Below are 21,952 nucleotides of genomic sequence, written 5' to 3'. Positions count from 1 at the left end.
GTCGCGGTCGGCTCCCGGTCGCCCGAGCGCGCGCAGGCCTTCGCCGACGAGTTCGAGGTACCGAAGGCCTACGGATCCTACGAAGCCCTGGTTGCCGATCCTGACGTGCAGGCGGTCTACGTCGCCTCGCCGCACAGCCTGCACTTCGAGCACGCGAAGCTCGCGCTCTCGGCCGGCAAGCACGTCCTGATCGAGAAGGCCTTCACCCAGAATGCCGGCCAGGCCCGCGAACTCGCCGCGCTGGCTGCCGGGCAGGGCGTGGCGCTGATGGAGGCGATGTGGACGCGCTTCCTGCCGCGCACCGACGTCGTCCGCCAGCTGATCGAGGACGGCACGCTCGGCGAGCTGGACACCGTCCACGCCGATCACGGTCAGGCCCTGTTGCACGTGCCGCGGCTGACTCGTCCCGAGCTCGCCGGCGGCGCCCTGCTCGATCTGGGGATCTACCCGGTCTCGTGGGCGGTTTTCGCGCTCGGTCTGCCGGGACGGGTTCAGGCGATGGGTGATCTCACCGACCTCGGCGTCGACCGGCAGGAGGTGATCGTGCTGGACAGGTTCGCGGCCCACCCGCACGCCCGTGCGGTGCTGCACGCCACGATGGCTGCCGCCACTCCCACCACGGCGGTGCTTGCCGGCAGCCAGGCCCGGGTCGAACTGGACGGACCGTTCTATGCCCCAGGCGAGGTCCGGGTGGTCGATCTGGCGGGCAACCGGTTCGCCCGGACGGACACCGCCCTGGTCTTCCATCAGGGGCTGGCACACGAGTGCGCGGCCTTCGCCCAGGTTGTCGCCGACGGACGCACCGAGTCAGCGCTGCTGCCGGTGGCCGAGACGGTGGCCATCATGGAGATCCTGGACGAGGTGCGCGCCCAGCTGGGGGTGGTCTATCCCGGCGAGTGAACCCGGACCCGAGCTCTCGGGAACTGCCTCAACCTGAGTCGGTCACTCGAAGGGCAACCGTCCCGGCCTGAGTCATCAATGACGTCCCTGGGGGACCGTCCCAGCAGCCACCGCAACGAAATCCCGCTCCGCCGCGTGGTGGGGGAGTGACTACCTACGAGGGGGTCTGGGTGAGCGACCAGACGGCCGACGTGGTGCCGATCAGCTTTGACGCCTACGTCCGGGCCAGTTCCGTGTCGCTGCTCAAGTTCGCCTTCCTGGTCACCCGGGACCGGGAGGACGCCCACGACGCGGTGCAGGACGCGTTGCTGGGGCTGTTCCCGCGATGGACCCAGGTGTCGCGCAACGGCGGGGTGGACGCCTACGTCCGGCGCTCGATCGTCAACGCGCACGTCTCACGGTGGCGGAAGACCCGCCGCCTGGTGCCCGCAGAGGAGCCGGACGTACTCCCCCAGGCGCCGGTTGCCGAGGATCCGGCCGCCAGGGTGGCGGCCGCCGACGAGGCCTTGCGGCTGTGCGGCTCGCTGCCCCCGCTGCAGCGGGCGGCAGTGGTGCTGCGATTCTACGAGGACCGCTCCTTCGCCGAGATCGCCGACATCCTCGGCTGTCCCGAGGCGACCGCCCGCAGCCACGTCCACCGTGCGCTGGCCAGCCTGCGCACCCGACTGGAGGCGAATCGATGACCGAGGACTACCAGGAGGAGGCGCAGGCGTTCCGCGACGCATTGCGGCAGGCGGGTGCGAACGAGGAGTTCGAGGCGCTCGATCCGGCGACCGTGAAGCCCTCGAGGTCGGCAAGCCGGTTCAACTGGCCGGCGGTGTCAGCGGTCGCGGTGGTGGTCGTGATGGTCGGTCTGGTCGGGGTGCTGGGGACGCTCGCCGGACGGTCAGGGATGTCGGGTGCGGTGCCGGCGGCGGCCGAGGCGTCAGTTGATACGCAGGCGGACGAGTCCGGGTCGGCAGCGGCCCAGGCGCCAGCTGATGCGCAGGCGGACGAGCCCGGGTCGGCAGCGGCCGAGCCGATGAGTGGTGCGGGTGGCTACGCAAACCCCGAGGCAGCTCCCGCTCCCGAGGCTTCCTCGAGCGACGTGCCGCGGGCGTCCAAGGATGGCGATGCCGCCAGGCAGAAGCTGGGAGAGCCGATGACCGGCTTCCGCTGGGAGATCTTCGACAAGGTGGCCGTCCAGGCGCCCGAGGCCTGGGGCTACGGCATGATCCCGACCAGCGCGTGGTGCATCTCCAAGGACTGGCCGACAGCGCCGTACGTGAGCCTGCAGGCCGATCCGGAGGTGGTCCCGGCGATTGGCTGTGACGGCACCGTCCCGGCGGACAAGCTGGTCTGGCACCTGCGGCTCGCGGATGCGTCGACCTCCCTCGGCCTGCAGGAGCTGCCCTCGCCCTGGCGGTACGACGCCGTCGAGGTGGACGGCGTGCTGGTGGCGGTCGCCTCGGACGGCTCCGACCCCGCCCTGGTCGCGCAGATCCTCGACTCGGCACGGGTGCTGTCGTGACCGGCCGGGCCGCGGCACCGTCCGACCGCTCCGGGATCCGGGAGGTGCCGAACGATCAAGGCTCACGCCAGCTGCGGGCCCGGCTGCTCGGCGTGCTGTTCTGCCTGGTGGCGATCGCTGCGGGCGCCCTGCTTCTGGTGCAGCGGCTGCGCGGCTGAGCCGGGAGCCTTAACGTCCGCACACCTGGCGCAGCCAGGCCAGGGAGTCGGCGTCGTCCACCCACAGGTGTGCGTTCCAGCCGACGTCGGTGGCGCCCGCGACGTTCTCCGGCCGGTCATCGATGAAGGCGATCTCGTCAGGGGCAACACCGAGCTCGGCGGTGGCGTGGTGGTAGATCCGGTGGTCAGGCTTGGCCAGGCGCAGTTCGGCCGAGACGAACAGACGCTCCAACAGCGGGTACCAGTCGGTCCGTTCGGCACAGGAGCGCAGGGTGATCGGCGCATTGCTCAGGATGGCGAGCCGCTGGTCCCAGCCGGACACCTCGTCCAGCAGGGCGCGCGCGGTGGGACGCAGCCGGCACCACAGTGAGGTGTCCAGATTCCCCAGGTGGGCGAAGAGCGCCGCGGACGGCGTGATTGCGAGGTTGGCGAGGATGCCACCGAAGTACTCCTCGCTCGGCGTGCCGAGATCGTAGTCCGCCCGTCCGTTGTTGTAGACAGCTTCGTAGGCTGCCGGATCGACGCCCAGCAGTGCGGCGGGTTCGGAGTACAGGTCGGGTGGCAGCGAGAGCACGCCGCCCAGGTCGAACACGAGTACGCGAATCATGGCGGTTACGCTACGGCACCGGTGCCGGCCGACCTGCCCGGGATCATGGCAGCCGTCCGGCGCTCACCTGGTGGACGCCCCGTGACCGACGCTGCCTAGAGTGGGCGCATGGCTGACAAGACAACGCTTGATCTGTGGTTCGACCCGATGTGCCCTTGGGCGTGGATGACCTCGCGCTGGGCGCTGGAGGTCGAGAAAGTGCGGCCCGTGGAGGTGCAGTTCCATGTGATGAGCCTGTCGGTGCTCAACGAGGGACGGGAACTCTCCGAGAAGTACCGGGCCATCATGGACGCCGGCTGGGGCGGGCCGCGGGTGGCGCTGGCCGTCCTGCAGCAGCACGGGCAGGAGGCGCTGCGTGCCTGGTACACCGCCGTCGGCACCCGGATCCACCCCGGTGGCCAGGCCAACGACGTGACCACCTACGCCGCCGCGCTCGCTGATGCCGGGCTGCCCACCGAGCTGGCCCAGGCCGCCCTGACCGATGCCAACGACGAGGCGCTGCGGGCCTCCCACCACGAGGGCATGGATCCGGTCGGCATGGACGTCGGCACCCCGGTGATCCGGGTGAACGGGGCCAGCCTCTTCGGCCCGGTGATCTCGCCCGCACCCAAGGGGGAGGAGGCTGGCAAGCTCTGGGACGGTTTCGTGAACGTCCTGGCCTACCCCGGCTTCTTCGAGCTGAAGCGCACCCGCACCGTGGACCCGATCTTCGACTGACCCGCGCACCGGAGCCGGCGTTGGCCTCAGGGTCTTGCCTGTCCCCCGGCAGGGGGACGACAATGGGAGCACCACAAGCTCTTGCATGGAGAGTGGCCCGAGGAGCTTCTTCATACCAGGCTCCCTTCGGATGGGCGAGCGTACCGCGCTCGCCCATCCGCACGTCCGGGGCGAAAACTCAGCGGAGGATCCTCTCACCAGTCGCGTGCGTTGGAGTCGACAAGACGGGCCGGCCGGCTCCGTGTTTCGTGGGGCCGTGCACTCGCGTGCCCGGGCGATGGCGCGCTCGTGGCCGTCCGGTTGGTGAGCGGTTGTGTCGAGTTCGGTGACCTCGCCGACCACGGGGGAGCGGCAGGCTAGGGTCAGGTCGTGCTTGCTGTGCTGGTCAAGGCCCTCACCCTGGTCGCGATCATCGGCATCGGTCTGCTGGCGAAGCGGGCGGGCTGGCTGAGCGCAGCACACTTCCCGATCTTCTCCCGGCTGGTGTTGTGGGTGACCCTGCCGGCGGCGCTGCTCACGGCGTTCAACCAGTACACCTTCCACCCCGCACTGCTGTTGCTCACCGTGCTGGCGTTTGCTGTGAACACCGGGCAGCAGCTGATCGGCTACCTGCTTGCTCGAGGACGGGGTCGTCCCGAACGTGCCTTCGCGGTGCTGCACTCCGGGAGCTACAACATCGGGGCCTTCGCCACCCCGTACGTGGCGGGCATGATCGGCCCTCAGGCCATGCTCTACACGACGATGTTCGACCTCGGCGTCGCCTTCGGCTCGGCTGGTCTGGGCTATGGCTGGGCGGCGACGTTGGTGCAGCCTGCCGAGCCCGGACGGTTGCGCCGGATCCTGCTGGCGCTGCGCAATCCCGTCCTGGTCACCTACGCGGTCCTGCTCATCCTGATGCTCGTAGGGGCCAGGCTGCCGGATCCAGTGATCGTGTTCACGTCCACGATCGGGGCTGCCAACCCCTTCCTGGCGATGCTGATGATCGGCGTCGGGCTGGAACTGCGATTGCCGCGCCGCAAGCTCCGGCTGGCGCTGCGCTTCCTGGCCGTCCGCTACCTGATCGCGATCCTGGTGGCGGTTGCCACCTGGTTCTGGCTGCCGCTGGCCGCGGACGTCCGCAGTATCGTCTGCGCGCTCTGGTTCGCACCCCTGGCGAGCATGATCCCGGGCTTCGCCGAGCGTCTCGGCCTGGACGTGGAGGCCTCGACCTTCATGACCTCAGTGAGTATGGCCGTGGGCATCGTCGTGATCCCCCTGGTGCTGCTGCTCGGCTGAGGCCGGCGAAGGCCTCACGGCCAGCCAGACCGCCGCCACCAGCCCGATCGTGAACAGCGCCTCGCCAAGCGTCCAGTCACCGGCGTCGCTCCAGATCGAGGTCGAGTCCGTCCCGGTGCCCATCGCCCGGGCGAGCGCGACGAAGGCCAGCGAGGTGGCCGCGAACAGCGAGTTCGCCATGAACAGCAGCACCCTGGTGGGCTGGGGGAAGTGCCGGCTGCCGCGCTGCAGGTAGTCGGCGTCGGTGAGCAGCCGCCAGGTGAGTCCGAACAGCACCACCAACTGGGCGCTGAACACCAGCGCGGTGCCGGCGGGGTCGGCCAGCAGGTTGCGGTGCGGGTAGAGCACCGCCAGCAGCACGACTGTGACGATCGCCCCTGCCCGGGCACGATCCAGCCGGTGCCGGACGGCGAGCACAACGCCGGCCACCAGGGCGATCGCCGCGGCAAGCAGGCCCATCGCTTCGGTGGTGCGCTCGTGCAGGAATCCCAGCCCTGGCAGCAGCCCCAGGGCATCGACGGCCACCGACACCGCCAGGGCGCCCAGGACGGCCGCCTCGGTGGTGCGTCCCCGTCCACTGATCCGCCAGGCGATCACCAGGACGACAACGCCGATCCCGGCTCGCCACAACGAGCCGGGATTGTTGTCGAAGATCAGGTTCCAGACCGTGGTGAAGCCGTCGGCGAGGCTGGTGGCGCCGGCGGTGCGCATCAGGATCTGGAACAGTTGCAGCGGGAGCGCGAGCAGCAGCAGGCCGGCGATGGCGGTGGCCAGCGGGTAGAGCCACGGACCCCAGGCTTCGGGGTAGGCCGCAGGAGGATCGGGAACCGGATGCCGTCCCCGCCGCAGCCAGACCGCCAGGACGGCGGCGATCCCGGCGAGGGTGACGCCGCCGGAGGCGAAGGCTGCCGGGTTGAGCTCTTCAGCGCCGTCGAGGATGCCCCAGACCGCGCTGGCAAGCAACCAGGCCACGGCGATCCCGGTCAGGACGCCGAACAGCACTTTCGGCAGCGGGCGGGCGGCCGCCGCGGCCGCGCCGGTGACGACGATCTGGGCCGCGGCGGAGCCGGCAACCAGCAGGGCGGGGATGGTGAGCGCCGCCAGCGTGGTGAGTGTCCCCTCGATGACCAGCGAGCGCGTCTCGCCGAGTTGCCCGCCGACCTGCAGTGGCGGCAACAGGGATGCGGACAGCAGCACCGTCACCACCACGAACTCCCACCAGGCGAAGTCGTGGCGTGACCGCACCACGGTGAACGCGACCAGTCCGAGGTAGCAGCCCAGCGACACCAGCACCAGCCAGGGCGCGTTGAGCGTCGTGTAGATCACGAACTGCAGCCACACCACAGCACTGAGCAGGAACAGCGCCAGCCGCAGCCACCACGAGGTGTGCAGGGCGGCGGTGTGGGCCAGCGCGAGCGACAGGATCACGCCGCAGAACAGCAGACCGACGGCGGCCTGGGGCAGGCTGGTCTGGGAGGACTGGGCCAGGACGAGTTCACCCTCCTGCCGCAGGTCGACGGCGAACACCGTCGCCAGGCCCAGCATGACGTAGACGATCAGCGCGGCTGCACCGATCGCGGGCAGCCCGCGCGGCCAGCTGGACGGACGCGGTCGTCCCTGCCGTACCGGCTCGACGAAGGTGATGGTCAGGGTGTCGCGGACGGCGGCGACGAGTTCGGTCAGCACGGTTTTCACCGAGACCTCCTTCGGTGTGCCGCCGAATCCGGTTCCAGAACACGACTCGAGGGGATGGCTCCCTCCGGTTGCCTTTTCGAACCGGATGTGGCGGCACTCACGGCAGCCTCCCAACTTCGAGCGACCGGGGACCGTAGGCCAGCACGGTGTCGCCGCTTGTGGTCAGGAAGCGGGAGGTGGCCGCCACCTGGCCGAGGTCGTGGGGCCACTGGCGCACTGGCCGGCCCTGATCGTCGAGCAGAACGAGCGAGGTCTCGCTCATCAGCAGCACCCGCCGTCCGCCGCCGGTCCCGGTGAGGGTGCGCTGCCCGGACCAGGTCCACAGCGATTCACCCGACGCAGGGTCGATGCCGAGGGTGACGTCGTCGTCTCGCACCACCACCAGCGAGTCGAGCGCAATCAGGTCGCGGGCGTCCTGGTAGAGCCGGTTGCGCCACAGTTGGCTGCCGTCGGCGAGGGAGTAGCCGCGCAGCACCACCGAGCCGTTCTCGCCGAAGACCACCACCGGGTCGGGCCCGGCAGACACCGCCAGGCTGCGAGGAACGCCGGCGTCGATCACCCACTGCTGGTTGCCGGCGGTGTCGAGGCAGGCCAGCGCGCCGGCCTGGTTGCCGACCAGCAGCCGATCCCCGGCGGCCACAGGCAGGCTGCGGATCTCGGCACCCAGCTCGGTTCGCCAGGCCTGTGTGCCGGTGGTGAGTTCGAAGGCGGTGACCGCCCCGTCCAGGGTGACCAGCACCGCCCGGTCGCCGAACCGCACCGGTGGCACCACCGCCAGGTCGCTCAGCGGTGCCTCCCAGAGCCAGCGGCCCTGGCTGTTGTAGGCCACGACGTGCCGCTCGATGGTGGCAACCAGGCTGATCCCGGCCATGGTCGCCGCAGCTGTCGGGGTGCCACCAGGACGGGCTCCCCACGTCACCGCGAGGGGGTCGACCTCGGTGTTCACCCCAACCAGCTCGGGCTGGGCCTGGAGCGCGAGGACTGCACCACCACCGAGCAGGCCGGGGGGCGAGACCGGGAACAGCGAGAGGCTGCCGGGCTCGGGCGCGCGGTTGATCGCGTGCCGGGTGAACTCCAGGTTGTCGGCGGTGTTCCAGTCGAACGCGACGCTCGTACCCAGCTGGACGGGTGGGCCGTCCATGGTCAGGGTCCACGTCTGGTCGGTGCCGGTGAAGCCGACGATTCCCTCGCCGGGACACCAGGTACGCCGCTCGTCGGCCGTGCGGTCGCCGGTCTGCTGGGTCATCGCGACCTCAAGGCAGCCACGCCGGGCCTGGCCGGGGTCGGACGGGGCACCGGCCCGGAAGTCGGCCCGGTACGGGGTGGCCAGGAACGCGCCCGCTGCGTCGTCCCAGTTGTGGACGGTGCCCCGTGAGCTCCAGGTGTCGCCGTCACGGACGCCGGACGGCAGATCGAGCCGGCCGGGCACGAAGTAGCTGACCTCACCGGGGAAGGCCGAATCGATGGCCGTCCGGGCGCCGTCGGCCTCGAGGGTCCACAGCAGGTCCGACTGACCGGTGGCCTGCCCGTCCGGGCCGGCCGCGATCGTCCGGAGCCGGACGATGGGGACGTCGAGCCAGTTCAGCGCCGTGTCCTGCTTCCAGAACGGCAGCACGATCAGATCGGACAGACCCAGACTGAGTGGCTCCGGCCGGGACCACTCCGAGAACAGCACGTCGGAGTTGCCGGGCTGGGCGAACCGGGCACGGCTGCCGTCGGACGGCAGCCAGCCGGCGACGCCGGCGGTCTCGGGCGGCGTGGGCCGTCCGACCAGGGAGGTAGCGCTGGCAAGCCCGATCAGCGTGAGCCCGATGACCACCGTCGGAGCCCAGCGGGAGGGTTGGCGGGGTGGTTTCGGGGGCGCGGCGAGGTGGGGCGCCGCGACGCCCGGGTGCGCTGGGCCGGCCGCCGGTGGAGACGGCGGTGTGCCGGGAGGAAGCCAGCCGGGTGGTCCTGCTTGCCCGGGTGGTGGTGCGATGTGCCCCGGTGGTGGTGCGGCGTGCCCCGGTGGTGGTGCGGGGAAGGTGGCCGGGCCCGGGTGCAGCTGTGGTGCGGCCGGTGGCGGGGTCCTGGGAAAGGCGGCTGGGGGAGGGTACTGCTGCGGTGCGACCGGGGAGGGGTGAGGCTGGACCACGGGGCCCGGCGGTGCCGTCCCTGGAGGTGGTGGCGGCGAGCAGGGCGGCCGAGCCGGGTCGTGACCGGAGGCAGGCTGCTGCGGTGGCGGAGGAGCCTGCGGTGGTTCGGCTCCGGTGGGGGTCGACACGCAGGCACCCTAACCCAGCCGGGTGGCAGGGTGGCAGAGCCCGCGGTCAGGTCACTCCCAGCGGGAGCGCAGGCCGGGCTTCAGGGTGCGGAAGATCGCGGGCACCGCCTCCGGCCCGACCGACGGATCCTTGCGGCGGGCGACGCCGACGTACTTGGCGGTGGCGCGCTCGACCCGGTCGCGCACGGCGGCGGCATCCAGCCCCAGCGCCTCGGCGAGCTCGGACTCCGCGAGCTGATCCCAGTACGCCATCTGGAGGACATCCCGGTCGCGCTCGGGCAGTCGGCTGATCGCCTCGCGCAGCCACTTCTCCTCGGCACTGTCCTGCGGCGCATTGGCCACCGGCTCGGCTACCCCGCGCAGCGTGTCAATCAACGAGCGCCTGCTGGAGTACTCGGTGTAGGAGTCGAACACCACCCGGCGGAGCGCCTGGTAGGCCAACCGCAGGTCGGGGGGCTCCCGGTGATCGCGCAGCGCCGCGAACACCCGGTCGGCCAGCGCCTCCGGGTTGGCCTGCATCGCCCGCCACTCACAGGCGGCCACCACCAACGTCGTATACCGATCCTGGAACTCCGCCAGCCCCTGCGTACTCACGATCACCACCTTAGGGTGCGCCCGCCCGTTCCCGCTTTTCCGGGCGGTCCGCAGGTGGTGCTGGCCGCCACTGCGACGACCAGCACCACCGCTGCGCCCGGCGGTGCGGGCCCCGGGCAGGACTACCGGCTCAGGGCGCGGCCCTGGCCTGGTCCGCCCAGGTTCGAGCCGCCCTTCCAGCTTCCGGGCTTACCGTGACCGGGAGTGGTCTTCGGTGGTTTGCCCTGGCCGGGCCGGCCGGGCTTGGGGTGGCCGCCGCCCTTGTCGTGCGGCACCGTGACGGTCGCCGTGGTGTACGTCACCTGGCCACCGCCGCTGGCGACGACGGCGACGGTGTAGGTGCGGCCCTTCCGGCTGAATCGCTCCGCCCGCAGCTTCAGTGCCCCCGCGGAGATCACGATGTCGTGGGGGACATCACCGCGGCCCAGCCGGGCGTCCGGTTCCGACGAGGTCGCCGAGACGACCTTCACCGAGAACCTCGTCCGGCTGCCGTCGGAGGCCTTCACCGTGATCGGCACCAGCTTGTGGTTGGGCGGCCACAGCGTGTTCGGGGACGCGGTCGCGACGATGCCGCTGCCCAGCATGAGCCCGACCAGCACGGGGTCGTGATCGGAAGAGCGGTAGGGCGTGGACGGATCGAACAGCGCCGCCTGGGCGGCCGACTTGAAACTGGTGTCGTAGTCGATGATGTCGGGCTCGTCGGCGTTGATGTTCCAGTGGCTGACACCGGCGACCTGACCGAGCACCGAAGCGCTGCCCAGGGCGTAGTCGAGGTAGCCCGCCTGGCCGTCATAGACGTAGCTGTAGGCATAGTCCCCGTGTGCCTCCCGGACGAGGTCGGCGAAGCCGTTGCCCGCGAAGGTGGTGATCGGGGTCTCGTGGTCGTAGGCGTTCAGATCACCGAGGATCAGCCAGTCATCGTCCGCGATCTGGGTGGGGGAGGTGGCCAGCCAGTCCGAGAGCACCTGGGCGGCTATCGTGCGAGTGGTGTTGCAGCTGCCGACCAGCGGGTCGTTCACCGGCTCGGTGGGGCCGCAGGTCGAGCCCTTCGACTTCAGGTGGTTCACGCTCACCGAGAACACCTCGCCGGTCGCGTTCTCCCGGAACGACTGGGCGATCGACGCCCGGTTGCGGTCGACCGGCTGTCCGGTCGCGGGATCGATGGTGTGGTTCGGGTTGAGGAACTCCGGGGCGTCGAGGATCGCCGTCGTCCCGACCGGGGTGACCGCCGACGGGCGGTAGATGATCCCGACCTTGATCGCGTCCGTCCCCACCACGCCGTTCTCACCGGCGGCGATGAAGGCATAGGTGCCGGCGCCGAGCCGGTCGTTCAGCCCGGCCACGAGATCGGCCAGCACCTCGACCCCCGGGGTGTTCTCCAACTCGCCGAGGCCGTACACATCGGCGTCCAGGCCGACCAGGGTGGTGAGCAGCTTCGTCCGCTGCCGGGTGAGCTCGCCCGCGTCGTCCGCTCCGCGGCAGTCCTGGTCGCGGCTGGGGGAGCAGGTCGCGCCGATGGTGGTGAAGTAGTTGAGCGTGTTCAGCCAGGCCACCGAGACCGACCCGCCCACCGGGGCCGGGCTGGGCGAGGCGTCCGTCCGGTGGTAGGTGGTGTAGCCCGGATAGGCGGCTTCGGCCTCCGCCGCGCTGTAGGGCAGGACGCGGTAGAGGCCGAAGTCGTAGAACACCGGGCCGGTGAGGCCGGTCACGGTGTCTCCGCCGCGGAACATCGTGTCGATGGTGAGCGGTTCGCGGGTGATCGGGTGGGTGACGGTGACGTTCTGGGCAGAGATTCCGTCGTCCACCGTGATCCGGCTGCGCAGGTTGAGGTCGGCCCGGGCGGAAGCGGCGGGGTCGTCCGGGGCGAACAGTGCGGTGGGGGTCATCGGGAAGTCCTCGCCCTCGGCGGGCAGGGCGACCACGATCTCGCCGTAGCGGTCGAAGTTGAAGTACTCCGCGATCACCAGCTGCTGCGGGAAGGTGGCGACCATGCCCTCATAGGCCTCAAGGTCGCTGACGGCGTTCACCGGGAAGGTGATGGTCGCCGGTGCAGGCAGCGGGTTGCCCTGGGAGATCACCGTCGTCGTCGGCCGGGTGAGCTCGGTGTAGGTGTTGAATTCCGCCACCGTGGCGGTGACCCGCACCTTGTCGCCGAGCTCCACGGTGTCTGCGGCGCTGGCGTTGTAGACGAAGACGCCTTCGGAGGTCCGTGGATCGGCGTCGGCGTCGGCATCCTCTTCCTGGACGAAGAAGCCGGAGAGCTTCGGTGAGGCGCCCTCGTGGTCGCCGACGACGATGCCCTCGACGGTGAGGGTCTGGCCGACCTTCGGCGAGGCCGCGCCAGCCCCCTGGACGTCATGGATCTTCGTCACCTCCGGGTCGCCGGGTTCACCCCCGTCACCGCAGTCGGTGCCGACCTCGATCGGCTGCACCGCGCCGAAGGTGTGGTCGCTGCTGGCGGTCCAGGTCAGGGCGTCGAGCGGTCCGGCAATCTTGAGGGAGCTGCCGACCGGCGCGCTGGAGGCTTCGCTCTCGCCGATGTCGGTGGAGGTGAGGCCGTCGGCGGGACCGTCGACGGCTGTCATCGTCCCCTCGTAGGAGAGGAACTGGACGACGGTGCCGGCCGCGTCCACCAGGGCCACTGCGTCCGGCGAGCCGTTCTGGATGCCGTCCACGGGATACTGCGCGACGACCACTCCGTAGCCGCCGCACTGGTCGGCGATGCTGCCCGACAGGACGGTGGTGTGGTACGGGCGTTGTGCCGTTGATCCGGTGGTGGCGCCGTTGTAGAGCACCAGCGACCAGCCGTCGAGGCTGGTGCCGGCGGGTCCGAAGACCTCGATCGCTTCGCCGGTGTCGGCCCCGGCGTTGTCGTAGTGGAGTTCGCTGATGATCACCGGGTTGGCCGGATCGGGGGTCTGGGCTGTGGCGGGGACGGCAAGCGAGCTGAGGATGAGCGCTGCGGTCGCCGCGATGGACAGGGTCCGTCGCATCGTGAGTTCCTTCGGTGAGGGGGTGAACCGGGGGTGTTGTGGGGTACCGCTGGTGCCGCTGCCACTGCGGCTCCGGACACGACGCTAGCGCCGTCCGGCCTCGGCTGGAAGGCCCACAGAAGTGAACTTTGGGTGGCTTTCCAGCGTGCCCGGACGAACCTGCGCCGCGGCGATGATGCCAGCAGCGACACCGTGGCTTTCCAGGAGGGCCCGGACGGAATCCGCACCAGATCCGGCAATCTGCGGGGGCTCGGGTGCACAAGCGGGCACCGGGGTGCAGTCCGGTCTGTGGTGGGAAGGCGAGGATCCGGATCGTCGGCTCGAAGGTCGTGCCCGGGAGCGATGCCGGTGTGCGGTGGGAGGGCGTGCGTCCGAAGCTTCCCGGTGGGACGGTGCAGGCAGGACCAGCCCCGGAGTCGGCAACTGATGAATTACTTTCTCCACTGATTCGTTGTCCGTAGAGGTGCGTACGGCCTTGACACCTACGGTTACGCAACCGTAGGTTCAGGGTTGTTCATGCCCCGGACCCAGCAGGAGTGCCATGCCCGAACCTGGCGGTGAGGATTTCGTCCAACTGCTCGACCCAGCGGGAAACCGTGTCGAGCACCCCGACTTCCACTACGACGGCAGCGACGCCGCTATCGCCGCCAGCCTGCGGGACATGGTGCTGACCAGGCGGTTCGACTCCGAGGCGACTGCCTTGCAGCGCAAGGGCGAACTCGGGCTGTGGCCCCCGTCCCTGGGTCAGGAAGCAGCGCAGATCGGCTCGGCGCGTGCGATCGGGCCGAATGACGAAGTGGTCCCGTCCTACCGCGAACACGGGGTGGCACTCTGTATGGGCGTCGACCTGGTCGCCCTGCTGGGGCTGTTCCGTGGCCAGGCCATGGTGGACTATGACGCCCGCGGCAAGCACTTCCACCCTTACTCCTGGGTGATCGGCGGGCACACCCTGCTCTCGGTGGGGATCGCCATGGGGATGCAGCGCGACGGGATGGTCGGCAACGACGACCCGGCTGCCAACGGCGCGGCGATCGTCTACTTCGGGGACGGCGCCACCAGCCAGGGGGACGTGAACGAGTCCTTCGTCTTCGCCTCCAGCTTCGGCGCCCCGGTGGTCTTCTTCTGCCAGAACAACCAGTGGGCGATCTCCGAACCGATCGCACTGCAGTCCCGGATCCCGCTCTACAAACGGGCCTCCGGCTTCGGCTTCCCCGGCATCCGGGTGGACGGCAACGACGTCCTGGCCAGCGAGGCGGTCACCCGCTGGGCGCTGGAGCGGGCCCGGCGCGGGGAGGGGCCGGCCCTGATCGAGGCCTACACCTACCGGATGGGCGCCCACACCACCTCTGACGACCCGACCAAGTACCGGCGCAAGGACGAGGTCGAGTACTGGGCCCAGCGCGACCCGATCGAGCGGGTCAAGGCCTACCTGCTGCGGCAGGGGGCGATCGACCAGGCCTGGCTGGACGACCTGGCGGCCCAGGCCGACGCCCTGGCTGAGGACATCCGGGCGCGGTGCGTGGCGCTACCCGAACCGCAACTGGGCGAGTTGTGGGAGAGGGTTTACGCCGAGACCCCGCACCACCTGATCGCCCAGCGCGACGAGTACCTCGCCTACACCGTGTCGTTCGAGGAGGCCGCCGAATGACCCGACCGGACCTCAACTGTCGCTCGAACGCGTCCGGGTCGGCTGCCCCTGCGGGTCTGCTGACATCGACTGACGTGCCGGAAGGGATTGCCGCATGACCCAGACCCTGACCATGGTGAAGGCCCTCAACGCCGGCCTGCGGCGCGCCCTGGCCGCCGACCCCACGGTGGTGCTGTCGGGTGAGGACATCGGCAAGCTCGGCGGCGTCTTCCGGGTGACCGAGGGCCTGCAGGCCGAGTTCGGCGCCGACCGGGTGATCGACACCCCGCTGGCCGAGTCCGGCATCGTCGGCACCGCGATCGGCATGGCAGTGCGCGGCTACCGTCCGGTGGTCGAGATCCAGTTCGACGGCTTCGTCTTCCCCGCCTTCGACCAGCTGGTCACCCAGGCCGCGCGGCTCTTCCACCGCACCCACGGACGGATCAACGTCCCGCTGGTGCTGCGGCTGCCCTACGGCGGCGGGATCGGCTCGGTCGAGCACCACAGCGACTCTCCCGAGGCGTACTTCGCGCACACCCCGGGTTTGAAGGTGGTCGCGGCGGCGACCCCGTCCGACGCCTACTGGATGATCCAGCAGGCGATCGCCTCACCCGACCCGGTGATCTTCCTGGAGCCCAAGCGGCGCTACCACGAGAAGGGCGAGGTGGACACCGAGGCCACCCCGCTGCCGCTGCACCAGGCACGGGTGGTGAAACAGGGACGCGACCTCACCGTGCTGGCCTACGGGACCATGGTGCGGCCCTGCGTCGAAGCCGCCATCGTGGCCGCGGACGAGGGCCGCGACCTGGAGGTGATCGACCTGCGCTCGATCTCCCCCCTGGACGACGACACCATCCTCACCTCGGTGGCCAAGACCGGACGGGCGGTGGTGGTCCACGAGGCCCACCGCACCCTCGGCGTCGGCGCCGAGATTGCCGCCCGGATCCAGGAGCGCTGCTTCTACGCCCTGCAGGCCCCCGTCCTGCGGGTGACTGGCTATGACATGCCGTTCCCGCCCAGCCGGGCCGAATCCGAGTACCTGCCCGACCTCGACCGCGTCCTCGACGCCGTCGACCGCTCCCTGGCCTTCTGAGAGGACGCGATGTACGAGTTCAAGCTGCCGGACCCGGGTGAGGGTCTGCTGGAGGCCGAGATCGTCGCCTGGAAGGTGGCGGTCGGTGACACGGTCGCGATCAACGACATCCTGCTGGAGATCGAGACCGCGAAGTCCCTGGTCGAGTTGCCCAGCCCGGTCGCCGGGACGGTACTGAGCCTGCTGGTCGGTGAGGGCGAGCTGGTGGACGTGGGCACTGTGATCGTCCGGATCGGTGACCCGTCCGAGGTGGACGGGACCCAGGACTCTCCCGGCGTGGCGGGTGATGCGTCCCCGGGCGGGCGGGCGGCCGGAGAGGTCTCCGGGAAGCTGGAGTACTCCAACGGCGACCCGGTCGAGCCGGAGGCGCCGACCCCCAGCCTGGTCGGCTACGGCGCCAAGCCCGGGGCGATCGCCCGTCGGGCCCGCAAGCGCCCGGCGTCTGTGGCCGTCCCCGAGACCGAACGCGTGCAGGAGGTCTATGACCTCTCGCAGCCGGTCTCCCGTCCGATCGACGAGGTGCAGCCGCTGCACCCGGTGGACGCCGAACCGTCCGGCGAAGTGCTGCCGGAGCCGGGCGAACCGACCGGTGGCGGTGACCTTCCCACGCCACCGCTGGCCAAACCCCCGGTACGCCGGGTGGCCCGCGACCTGGGGGTCGATCTGGGCACGATCACCGGGAGCGGCCCCGGCGGGATCATCACGCACTCCGATGTGATCGCCGCAGCCGGCTCGAAGGGATTGGTGGACGTACCGGGCACCACCCAGCGGGTGCCATTGCGCGGCGTCCGGCGGGAGATGTTCAAGACCATGACCGCCTCGCTCGGAGTGCCGCAGGCGACCGCCTGGGTGGAGGTCGACGTCACCAACACGGTGGCGCTGGTCGAGACCCTGCGGCAACGCCGCGAGTTCGACGGGCTGCGAATCTCGCCGCTGCTGGTCTTCGCCAAGGCCGCCTGCCTGGCGATCGCCCGCAACCCGGAGATCAACTCCAGCTTCGACGAGGTCACCGACGAGATCCTGATCCACTCCGATGTGAACCTCGGGATCGCCGCTGCCACCCCGCGCGGGCTGGTGGTGCCGAATATCAAGAAGGCCAACCGGATGAGCCTGCCGGAACTGGCCAGTGCGCTCAACCGGATGGTCGCGTTGGCCAAGGAGGGCAAGTCGCAGCCCGGCGACTTCGCCGGCGGTTCGTTCACGATCACCAATGTCGGCGTCTTCGGTATCGATGCCGGCACGCCGATCCTGAACCCCGGCGAAGCGGCGATCCTGTGCGTCGGGACGATCACCCGCAAGCCGTGGGTGGTCGATGCGGGCGCCGAGGAACGGATCGAACCCCGCTCGGTCTGCACCATTGCACTGACCTTCGACCACCGCCTGGTGGACGGCGAGAGCGGCTCGAAGTTCCTCGCCGACGTGGCGACCATCCTGGCCGACCCCGGCCTCGCGCTGCTGTTCTGAGGTGGAGGTAGTTCCTGGCGAAGGAAAGGGGCAGCGGCGCTGGTTGCGTGGCGGCCCCTTCTTTCGTCGGCTTCGGCGGCCTCGGCTGATCCGGACTGGCGACGGCGAACGTCCCGCGCAGAACACCGCGAGGTCGACCACCAGGTCTGGTCCGGGCGGGCGCCGGTGAACCCTGTCAGCGCGGGCATCCCGCAACGACCCTGATCAACCCGGAGGTCGCCAACCACCTGAACCGGGTTGAGCGCCGGCCGCGCTCGACCCGGTCGAGGTCCACCGGACGGCACGGCGTAGAGTTCGGGCCTATGGAGCAGGCGACCGACCCGCGAACCCGGGTGCTGATCAGCGTCGACGAGGTTCTGGCCAGGCTCGACGCTCCAGCCGCGCCCCAACTGCTGGATGTCCGCTGGCGGTTGGGCGAGGTCGCCGGTTCCGGGCTGGAACGCTACCGGCAACGCCACCTTCCAGGCGCCCGTTTCCTCGATCTCGAGGCAGTGCTGACCGGGCCACACACCGACCCCCGGCAGGGGCGCCACCCGCTGCCGTCGCCGGAGCAGGTGGCGCACGGTCTCGGCGAACTCGGCATCGATCCCGGCCGGGAGATCGTGGTCTATGACGAGCCCGGCTCCTTCGCCGCCGGGCGGGCGTGGTGGGTGCTGCGCTGGCTGGGTCTGAACGCCCGGGTACTGGACGGCGGCCTCACCGCCTGGCAGGCCGCCGGAGCGCCGCTGCAGACCGGCCTCCCCGAGCCTGCCGTCCCCAGCCGGATCGGTCCGCTGACCGCTGGGCATCTCGCGACCCTGACCGCCGATCAGGTCGCGCTGTTCGAGGGAACCCTGATCGACGTCCGCGCCCCCGAGCGGTACCGCGGCGAGACCGAGCCGATCGACGCCCGGGCCGGGCACATCCCGGAGGCGGTGAACCGTCCGGTCTCCGGCTTCTGGGACGACCGCGGCCAACTGCCGGGCCAGGCCACGCTGCGCGGGCGGCTGGACCTGACCGAGGACCGGCCGGTGGCCGTCTACTGCGGCTCGGGGATATCGGCTGCGCAGGTGGTGCTGGCGCTGGCCAGCCTGGGCATCGACGCGGCGCTCTATCCGCCGAGCTGGTCGGGCTGGTCGAGCGATCCCGACCGTCCGGTGGCGGTGGGGCAGTGATGGACGTCCCCACCCTGGCGACCACCCGACTGGACCACATCCGGGCCAACCTTGCCGCCGTCCGTGCCCACGTCGGGAACCGCAAGGTACTCGCGGCGGTCAAGGCTGACGCCTACGGTCACGGGGCCGTCGAAGTGGCTCGCTCATTACAGGCCAATCAATCGGTCGACCAGTTCGGTGTCGCCACTGTCGGCGAGGGCATCGAGTTGCGCCGGGCCGGCATCACGCTGCCGATCCTGAAGCTGTCAGTGGCCCGCGGCCCCGAGGTGGCCGACGCCGTGGCGCACGACCTGGAACTGGTGGTGGTCGATGAGCCGAGCCTGCAGGAGGCCTCCGCTGCCGGGCTCGCGGCCGGACGTAGGGCCGGTCTCCACCTCAAGGTGGACACGGGCATGCGCCGGATCGGCTGCGAACCGGCGGACGCCGTCCGGCTGGCACTGCTGGCCGACGAGCTGCCGGGCGTCCGGCTGGTCGGCGTGATGTCGCATCTGCCGATCTCCGACAACCCCGCCGGGGAGGAGTTCACCCGCGGACAGATCGCCCGGTTCGCCGCGGTGGCCGCCGACGTCGAGGCTGCGCGTGGCCCCGTCCTGAAGCACCTGGCCAACTCCGGCGGCGTCCTGGCCCACCCCGACTCCTGGTTTGATCTGGTGCGCCCCGGAATCATGATCTACGGCTCCTATCCCGACCCGGAGTGCCCGCGTACCGTCCCCTTGCTACCCGGCCTGGAGTGGGTCAGCCGGGTCACCTTCACCAAGCCGGTCAGCGCCGGCGAGACCGTCGGCTACGGACGCACCTGGACGGCCTCGCGCGACACCTGGATCGGCACGGTGTCGGTGGGCTACGGGGATGGCTACTCCCGGGCGCTGAGCAACCGCGGACGGATGCTCGCCGGCGGCCGCTCCTACCCGATCGCCGGCCGGGTCAGCATGGACCAGACCATGATCGATCTCGGACCGGAGCCGTTGGTGAGTGTTGGTGACGAGGTGGTGCTGATCGGCAGCAGTGGCGAGGAGCAGATCACCCCGTCCGAGCTCGCCGGCCTGACCGGCACGATCCCCTACGAGATCACCTGCGCCGTCGGGCGCCGCGTTGCCCGCGCGTACGCCAGGTGAGGACGGGATGAACGACACCACCGGCGGGGTGCGGGCCCGCGGCAACTGGGTGGCGCTGGTCGCCGTCGTCCTGATCTCAGCCAACCTGCGGCCGGGCACGATGGTCGGCCCGGTGCTGGCCGAGCTGTTGCGTGACCTCGGGCAGAACGAGGCCTGGGGAGGGCTGCTGACAGCAATGCCCGGGATCTGCTTCGCCGCCTTCGGCGCCCTGTCGGTGGCCTTCGCCACCCGGGTCGGTCTGGCCCCGGCGCTGTTCTGGGGCATGGTCGCCACCGCTGTCGGGCTGGCCGTGCGGTCGTGGACCTCCGATGCCTGGGTCTTTCTGGCACTGACCGCGCTGGCGCTGGGCGGGATGGCACTGGGGAACGTCCTGCTGCCGGCTTTCATCAAGCGACGGTTTCCCAACCGGGTGCCGCTGTTGATGGCCTTGTACGGCTCGTTCCTGGCGGTCGGGGCCACCCTCGGCAGCATGCTGGCGGTGCCGCTCGCCGAGGTACTGCCCGGCGGCTGGCGAGGCTCGCTGGCGGTCTGGGGGCCGGTCGCTGCGCTCGCGGCCGTGCCGATCCTCGTGGTCATTGTCCGGGAGGGGTCGGGACGGCTCGGTGCCCACCAGCATGAGCGGGGGCCCAGCCTGCTGCGCTCCCGCCGGGCAGTGGCGCTCGGGATCTTCTTCGGCGTCCAGTCGATGCACGCCTACACCCAGTTCGGCTGGACGGCGCAGATGTTCCGTGACGGCGGGGTCGACCGCGATGCGGCCGGGCTCCTGGTGTCGCTGCTCGCCTCGCTCGGCATCGTGACCGGCCTGGTGATGCCGATGGTGGTCGAGCGGGTGCACGACCTGCGCGCGGTCGTGGCGGTGCTGGTGGCGCTGCTCGTGGCCGGCTACCTGGGCATCCTGTACGCGCCCACCGTCGCCAGCTGGCTGTGGGCGGTGTGCCTGGGGTTGTCCGGGGCGGCCTTCCCGATGGCGCTGGCACTGATCACCGCCCGGACCAGAGACCACCACCTCACTGCCCGACTCTCCGGCTTCTGCCAGACCGTCGGCTACGCGTTGGCGGCCTGCGGGCCGCTGCTGGTCGGCGTCCTGCGCACCCACAGCAGCGGCTGGACGGTCCCGCTGTGGGTGCTGATCGTCAGTTCTGCGGTCATGCTGGTGGCCGGCCTGATCGCCTGCACGCCGGGGTATGTGGACGATGACCTCGCCGCGTCCGAGGTGAAGGCCGGCTGACACGGCCTCTGGTTCGGCGGGGGTCTGCCGGACGACACCGCCCAGCCCCACGTGGTTCGACAGGGACAGTCGAACCACTCCACCCAGCCTGCAGTTCTGCGGGGAGGGTTCGGTCGAACCACGCCTCCCAGTGATCTCCGTGGCCGGGTGGGCTATTCGGCGACTCGGGTGAGCTGTTGCCGGGCGACGAACTCCCGCTTGGCGTAGGCGCCGAGCCCGAAGGTCAGCAGCCCGTCCACTGCGGCGCCGACCCCGCCGCCGACCAGCGGGATCCGCCGGACGACCATCACCGCGAGGTGCTTGCTTCCCATCCGCCCGGCCAGCGAGCCCATCACGCGCTCGGAAATGAGCCGCTCCAGGTCGGGATCGAAGACCGGTGCGGTGGCGACCGCGAGCGGGGTGGTGTGCAGCCGGCCGTCGGCGATCAACTTGCGCACCTCGTCCTCGCCCAGCATGGCCAGGGTGAGAGCCGACCGCACCCGGCGGTCGGTGATGTCGTAGCCGCGCAGGTGCGCCACGGCGGCAATCATCCGGACGCTCAGCACAGCGAGCCCGGCAATATTGGCCGGCAGGCCGACTGGCAGGGTGATCAAACCGCCGACGCTGGTGACAAAGCCCTGGGCTGAGGCGTAGCCGATGTGCGTGTTGACGATCGACTCGATCGCTGCCTCGCGTTCCCCCTTGTCCTGGAGCTTTTTCGCGGCGGCGGCCCGGGCGCCGGGGAAGGTGTCATTGCCGTCGATGGCGAAGTCGACGATCTGTCGCAGCAACCCGCCGGCCATCTCGGGCGTACGGGAGACGAGTTCCTTGCCGATCTCACCTGCGCTTGCCATCCCCACTCCTTCCGACCAGACCAGCCTACGCAGCCCGCCATGCCACGGGCACCCGTCAGTTCCCTCATCCGACCCCGGCTCGACCCTGCCTGGTGCGGAAGTGGAAGCACTTACCGCAACCGCGATGGGCAAAGCACGGTAGCCCGACCTCGCTCCACCTGTTTCGGCCGCGCGGTGTTGGTGTGGTCCCGTGGACGGAATCTTTGCCACAGCTTGTTTCTGGTTCCGGTCCGGCAGTGCCGCTCCGGCCGCAGGGTGTTGCTGCAAATCCGTAGACGGATTCTCTGCCACAGCTTGTTCCTGGTTCCGGTCCGGCAGGTCTGCCCTCGGCCGCTTCGGTCGCGCGGTGTTGGTGTGGATCCGACGACGGACTCTTTGCCACAGCTTGTTCCTGCTTTGGTCCGGCAGTGCCGCTCCGGCCGCAGGATGTTGCTGTAAATCCGCAGACGGATTCTCTGCCACAGCTTGTCCACTGTGGTTCACGTGGGGCTGTTCCAGTTCGAGCCCATCCCGGCCCAGCTTCGGCCGCTTCGACCGCGCGGTGTTGGTGTGATGCCGTGGACGGACTCTTTGCCACAGCTTGTTTCTGGCCCCGGTCCGGCAGGCCGGGGCTGTCGGGGACGGGTGGGAGAATCCGGCTATGCCGCACTCGGAGATCTTCGGCCCACCGGGGGAGTGGCCTGCCCAGGATCTGATCGCCTTCTCCACCGAGTTCGACGCGGCGCT

General features: G+C 70.3%; 18 protein-coding genes. 12 read left to right on the top strand and 6 right to left on the bottom strand.

Annotated features, from left to right (window positions below):
- From VB080_RS15830 to VB080_RS15815, 4 genes are all read left to right on the top strand, one after another.
- Window positions 1-900, top strand: a 900-nt coding sequence (locus tag VB080_RS15830; protein WP_323419412.1) for a Gfo/Idh/MocA family oxidoreductase, incomplete at its 5' end; no start/stop codon positions are given.
- Between the two features lie 146 nt (window positions 901-1,046).
- Window positions 1,047-1,583 (top strand): SigE family RNA polymerase sigma factor, encoded by a 537-nt coding sequence (locus VB080_RS15825; protein WP_323419411.1) that lies wholly within the window; start codon window positions 1,047-1,049, stop codon window positions 1,581-1,583.
- A complete protein-coding gene (locus tag VB080_RS15820; RefSeq protein ID WP_323419410.1) occupies window positions 1,580-2,410 on the top strand; it encodes a hypothetical protein in 831 nt (276 codons plus the stop codon). Before VB080_RS15825 ends, VB080_RS15820 begins: the two co-directional genes overlap by 4 nt.
- The gene (locus tag VB080_RS15815) at window positions 2,407-2,568 is read left to right on the top strand and encodes a hypothetical protein (protein ID WP_323419409.1); all 162 of its coding nucleotides are present in this window, start codon (window positions 2,407-2,409) and stop codon (window positions 2,566-2,568) included. The genes VB080_RS15820 and VB080_RS15815 overlap by 4 nt, the downstream gene beginning before the upstream one ends.
- Before the next feature lie 10 nt (window positions 2,569-2,578).
- Here VB080_RS15815 and VB080_RS15810 read toward each other — a convergent pair whose 3' ends face one another.
- Entirely contained in the window at window positions 2,579-3,175 is a 597-nt protein-coding gene (locus tag VB080_RS15810; protein WP_323419408.1) for an HAD-IA family hydrolase, read from the bottom strand.
- Window positions 3,176-3,283: 108 nt separating this feature from the next.
- Between VB080_RS15810 and VB080_RS15805 the strand changes: the two genes are divergently transcribed.
- Together VB080_RS15805 and VB080_RS15800 are read left to right on the top strand one after the other, a co-directional pair.
- Window positions 3,284-3,892, top strand: coding sequence for a disulfide bond formation protein DsbA (locus tag VB080_RS15805; protein WP_323419407.1), 609 nt, complete (start codon window positions 3,284-3,286; stop codon window positions 3,890-3,892).
- Between the two features lie 369 nt (window positions 3,893-4,261).
- On the top strand, window positions 4,262-5,167 hold the full coding sequence (locus VB080_RS15800) for an AEC family transporter (protein WP_323419406.1): 906 nt from the start codon (window positions 4,262-4,264) through the stop codon (window positions 5,165-5,167).
- On the opposite strand, the gene VB080_RS15795 is transcribed toward VB080_RS15800, so the two are convergent.
- The 4 genes from VB080_RS15795 to VB080_RS15780 all read right to left on the bottom strand — a co-directional run bounded on the left by VB080_RS15795 (window position 5,111) and on the right by VB080_RS15780 (window position 12,712).
- Window positions 5,111-6,862 (bottom strand): hypothetical protein, encoded by a 1,752-nt coding sequence (locus VB080_RS15795; RefSeq protein ID WP_323419405.1) that lies wholly within the window; start codon window positions 6,860-6,862, stop codon window positions 5,111-5,113. The genes VB080_RS15800 and VB080_RS15795 overlap by 57 nt on opposite strands.
- 97 nt (window positions 6,863-6,959) lie before the next feature.
- The gene (locus VB080_RS15790; RefSeq protein ID WP_323419404.1) at window positions 6,960-8,681 is read right to left on the bottom strand and encodes a PQQ-binding-like beta-propeller repeat protein; all 1,722 of its coding nucleotides are present in this window, start codon (window positions 8,679-8,681) and stop codon (window positions 6,960-6,962) included.
- Window positions 8,682-9,176: 495 nt separating this feature from the next.
- Window positions 9,177-9,719 carry a sigma-70 family RNA polymerase sigma factor gene (locus VB080_RS15785; protein WP_323419403.1) on the bottom strand — a complete coding sequence of 181 codons (543 nt, stop codon included), beginning with the start codon at window positions 9,717-9,719 and terminating at the stop codon, window positions 9,177-9,179.
- Between the two features lie 122 nt (window positions 9,720-9,841).
- On the bottom strand, window positions 9,842-12,712 hold the full coding sequence (locus VB080_RS15780; protein ID WP_323419402.1) for an ExeM/NucH family extracellular endonuclease: 2,871 nt from the start codon (window positions 12,710-12,712) through the stop codon (window positions 9,842-9,844).
- A 541-nt stretch (window positions 12,713-13,253) separates the two neighbouring features.
- Here VB080_RS15780 and VB080_RS15775 point away from each other — a divergent pair.
- The 6 genes from VB080_RS15775 to VB080_RS15750 all read left to right on the top strand — a co-directional run bounded on the left by VB080_RS15775 (window position 13,254) and on the right by VB080_RS15750 (window position 20,393).
- Entirely contained in the window at window positions 13,254-14,360 is a 1,107-nt protein-coding gene (locus VB080_RS15775) for a thiamine pyrophosphate-dependent dehydrogenase E1 component subunit alpha (RefSeq protein ID WP_323419401.1), read from the top strand.
- Between the two features lie 94 nt (window positions 14,361-14,454).
- Window positions 14,455-15,432: an alpha-ketoacid dehydrogenase subunit beta gene (locus VB080_RS15770; RefSeq protein WP_323419400.1), complete on the top strand. Its 978-nt coding sequence runs from the start codon at window positions 14,455-14,457 to the stop codon at window positions 15,430-15,432.
- A gap of 9 nt (window positions 15,433-15,441) precedes the next feature.
- Entirely contained in the window at window positions 15,442-16,896 is a 1,455-nt protein-coding gene (locus VB080_RS15765; protein WP_323419399.1) for a dihydrolipoamide acetyltransferase family protein, read from the top strand.
- 302 nt (window positions 16,897-17,198) lie between these two features.
- Window positions 17,199-18,050 carry a sulfurtransferase gene (locus VB080_RS15760; RefSeq protein WP_323419398.1) on the top strand — a complete coding sequence of 284 codons (852 nt, stop codon included), beginning with the start codon at window positions 17,199-17,201 and terminating at the stop codon, window positions 18,048-18,050.
- Window positions 18,050-19,165 (top strand): alanine racemase, encoded by a 1,116-nt coding sequence (alr, locus tag VB080_RS15755; protein WP_323419397.1) that lies wholly within the window; start codon window positions 18,050-18,052, stop codon window positions 19,163-19,165. Before VB080_RS15760 ends, alr begins: the two co-directional genes overlap by 1 nt.
- A 7-nt stretch (window positions 19,166-19,172) precedes the next feature.
- Window positions 19,173-20,393 carry an MFS transporter gene (locus VB080_RS15750; RefSeq protein WP_323419396.1) on the top strand — a complete coding sequence of 407 codons (1,221 nt, stop codon included), beginning with the start codon at window positions 19,173-19,175 and terminating at the stop codon, window positions 20,391-20,393.
- 152 nt (window positions 20,394-20,545) lie between these two features.
- Here VB080_RS15750 and VB080_RS15745 read toward each other — a convergent pair whose 3' ends face one another.
- Window positions 20,546-21,226, bottom strand: coding sequence for an EcsC family protein (locus tag VB080_RS15745; protein ID WP_323419395.1), 681 nt, complete (start codon window positions 21,224-21,226; stop codon window positions 20,546-20,548).
- Between the last annotated feature and the right edge of the window lie 726 nt (window positions 21,227-21,952).

The organism is Propionicimonas sp. (assembly GCF_034927565.1).
Lineage (GTDB): Bacteria > Actinomycetota > Actinomycetes > Propionibacteriales > Propionibacteriaceae > Propionicimonas.
The sequence above is the reverse complement of the archived record's forward strand: the minus strand, read 5'-3'. Positions and strand labels throughout refer to the sequence as shown.

Excerpts from the sequence above, each read along its gene's own strand:
- VB080_RS15780 (WP_323419402.1), bottom strand. The coding sequence starts at position 12,712 with ATGCGACGGACCCTGTCCATCGCGGCGACCGCAGCGCTCATCCTCAGC.
- VB080_RS15820 (WP_323419410.1), top strand. The coding sequence starts at position 1,580 with ATGACCGAGGACTACCAGGAGGAGGCGCAGGCGTTCCGCGACGCATTG.
- VB080_RS15810 (WP_323419408.1), bottom strand. The coding sequence starts at position 3,175 with ATGATTCGCGTACTCGTGTTCGACCTGGGCGGCGTGCTCTCGCTGCCA.
- VB080_RS15770 (WP_323419400.1), top strand. The coding sequence starts at position 14,455 with ATGACCCAGACCCTGACCATGGTGAAGGCCCTCAACGCCGGCCTGCGG.
- VB080_RS15805 (WP_323419407.1), top strand. The coding sequence starts at position 3,284 with ATGGCTGACAAGACAACGCTTGATCTGTGGTTCGACCCGATGTGCCCT.
- VB080_RS15765 (WP_323419399.1), top strand. The coding sequence starts at position 15,442 with ATGTACGAGTTCAAGCTGCCGGACCCGGGTGAGGGTCTGCTGGAGGCC.
- VB080_RS15775 (WP_323419401.1), top strand. The coding sequence starts at position 13,254 with ATGCCCGAACCTGGCGGTGAGGATTTCGTCCAACTGCTCGACCCAGCG.
- VB080_RS15760 (WP_323419398.1), top strand. The coding sequence starts at position 17,199 with ATGGAGCAGGCGACCGACCCGCGAACCCGGGTGCTGATCAGCGTCGAC.
- alr (WP_323419397.1), top strand. The coding sequence starts at position 18,050 with ATGGACGTCCCCACCCTGGCGACCACCCGACTGGACCACATCCGGGCC.
- VB080_RS15745 (WP_323419395.1), bottom strand. The coding sequence starts at position 21,226 with ATGGCAAGCGCAGGTGAGATCGGCAAGGAACTCGTCTCCCGTACGCCC.
- VB080_RS15750 (WP_323419396.1), top strand. The coding sequence starts at position 19,173 with ATGAACGACACCACCGGCGGGGTGCGGGCCCGCGGCAACTGGGTGGCG.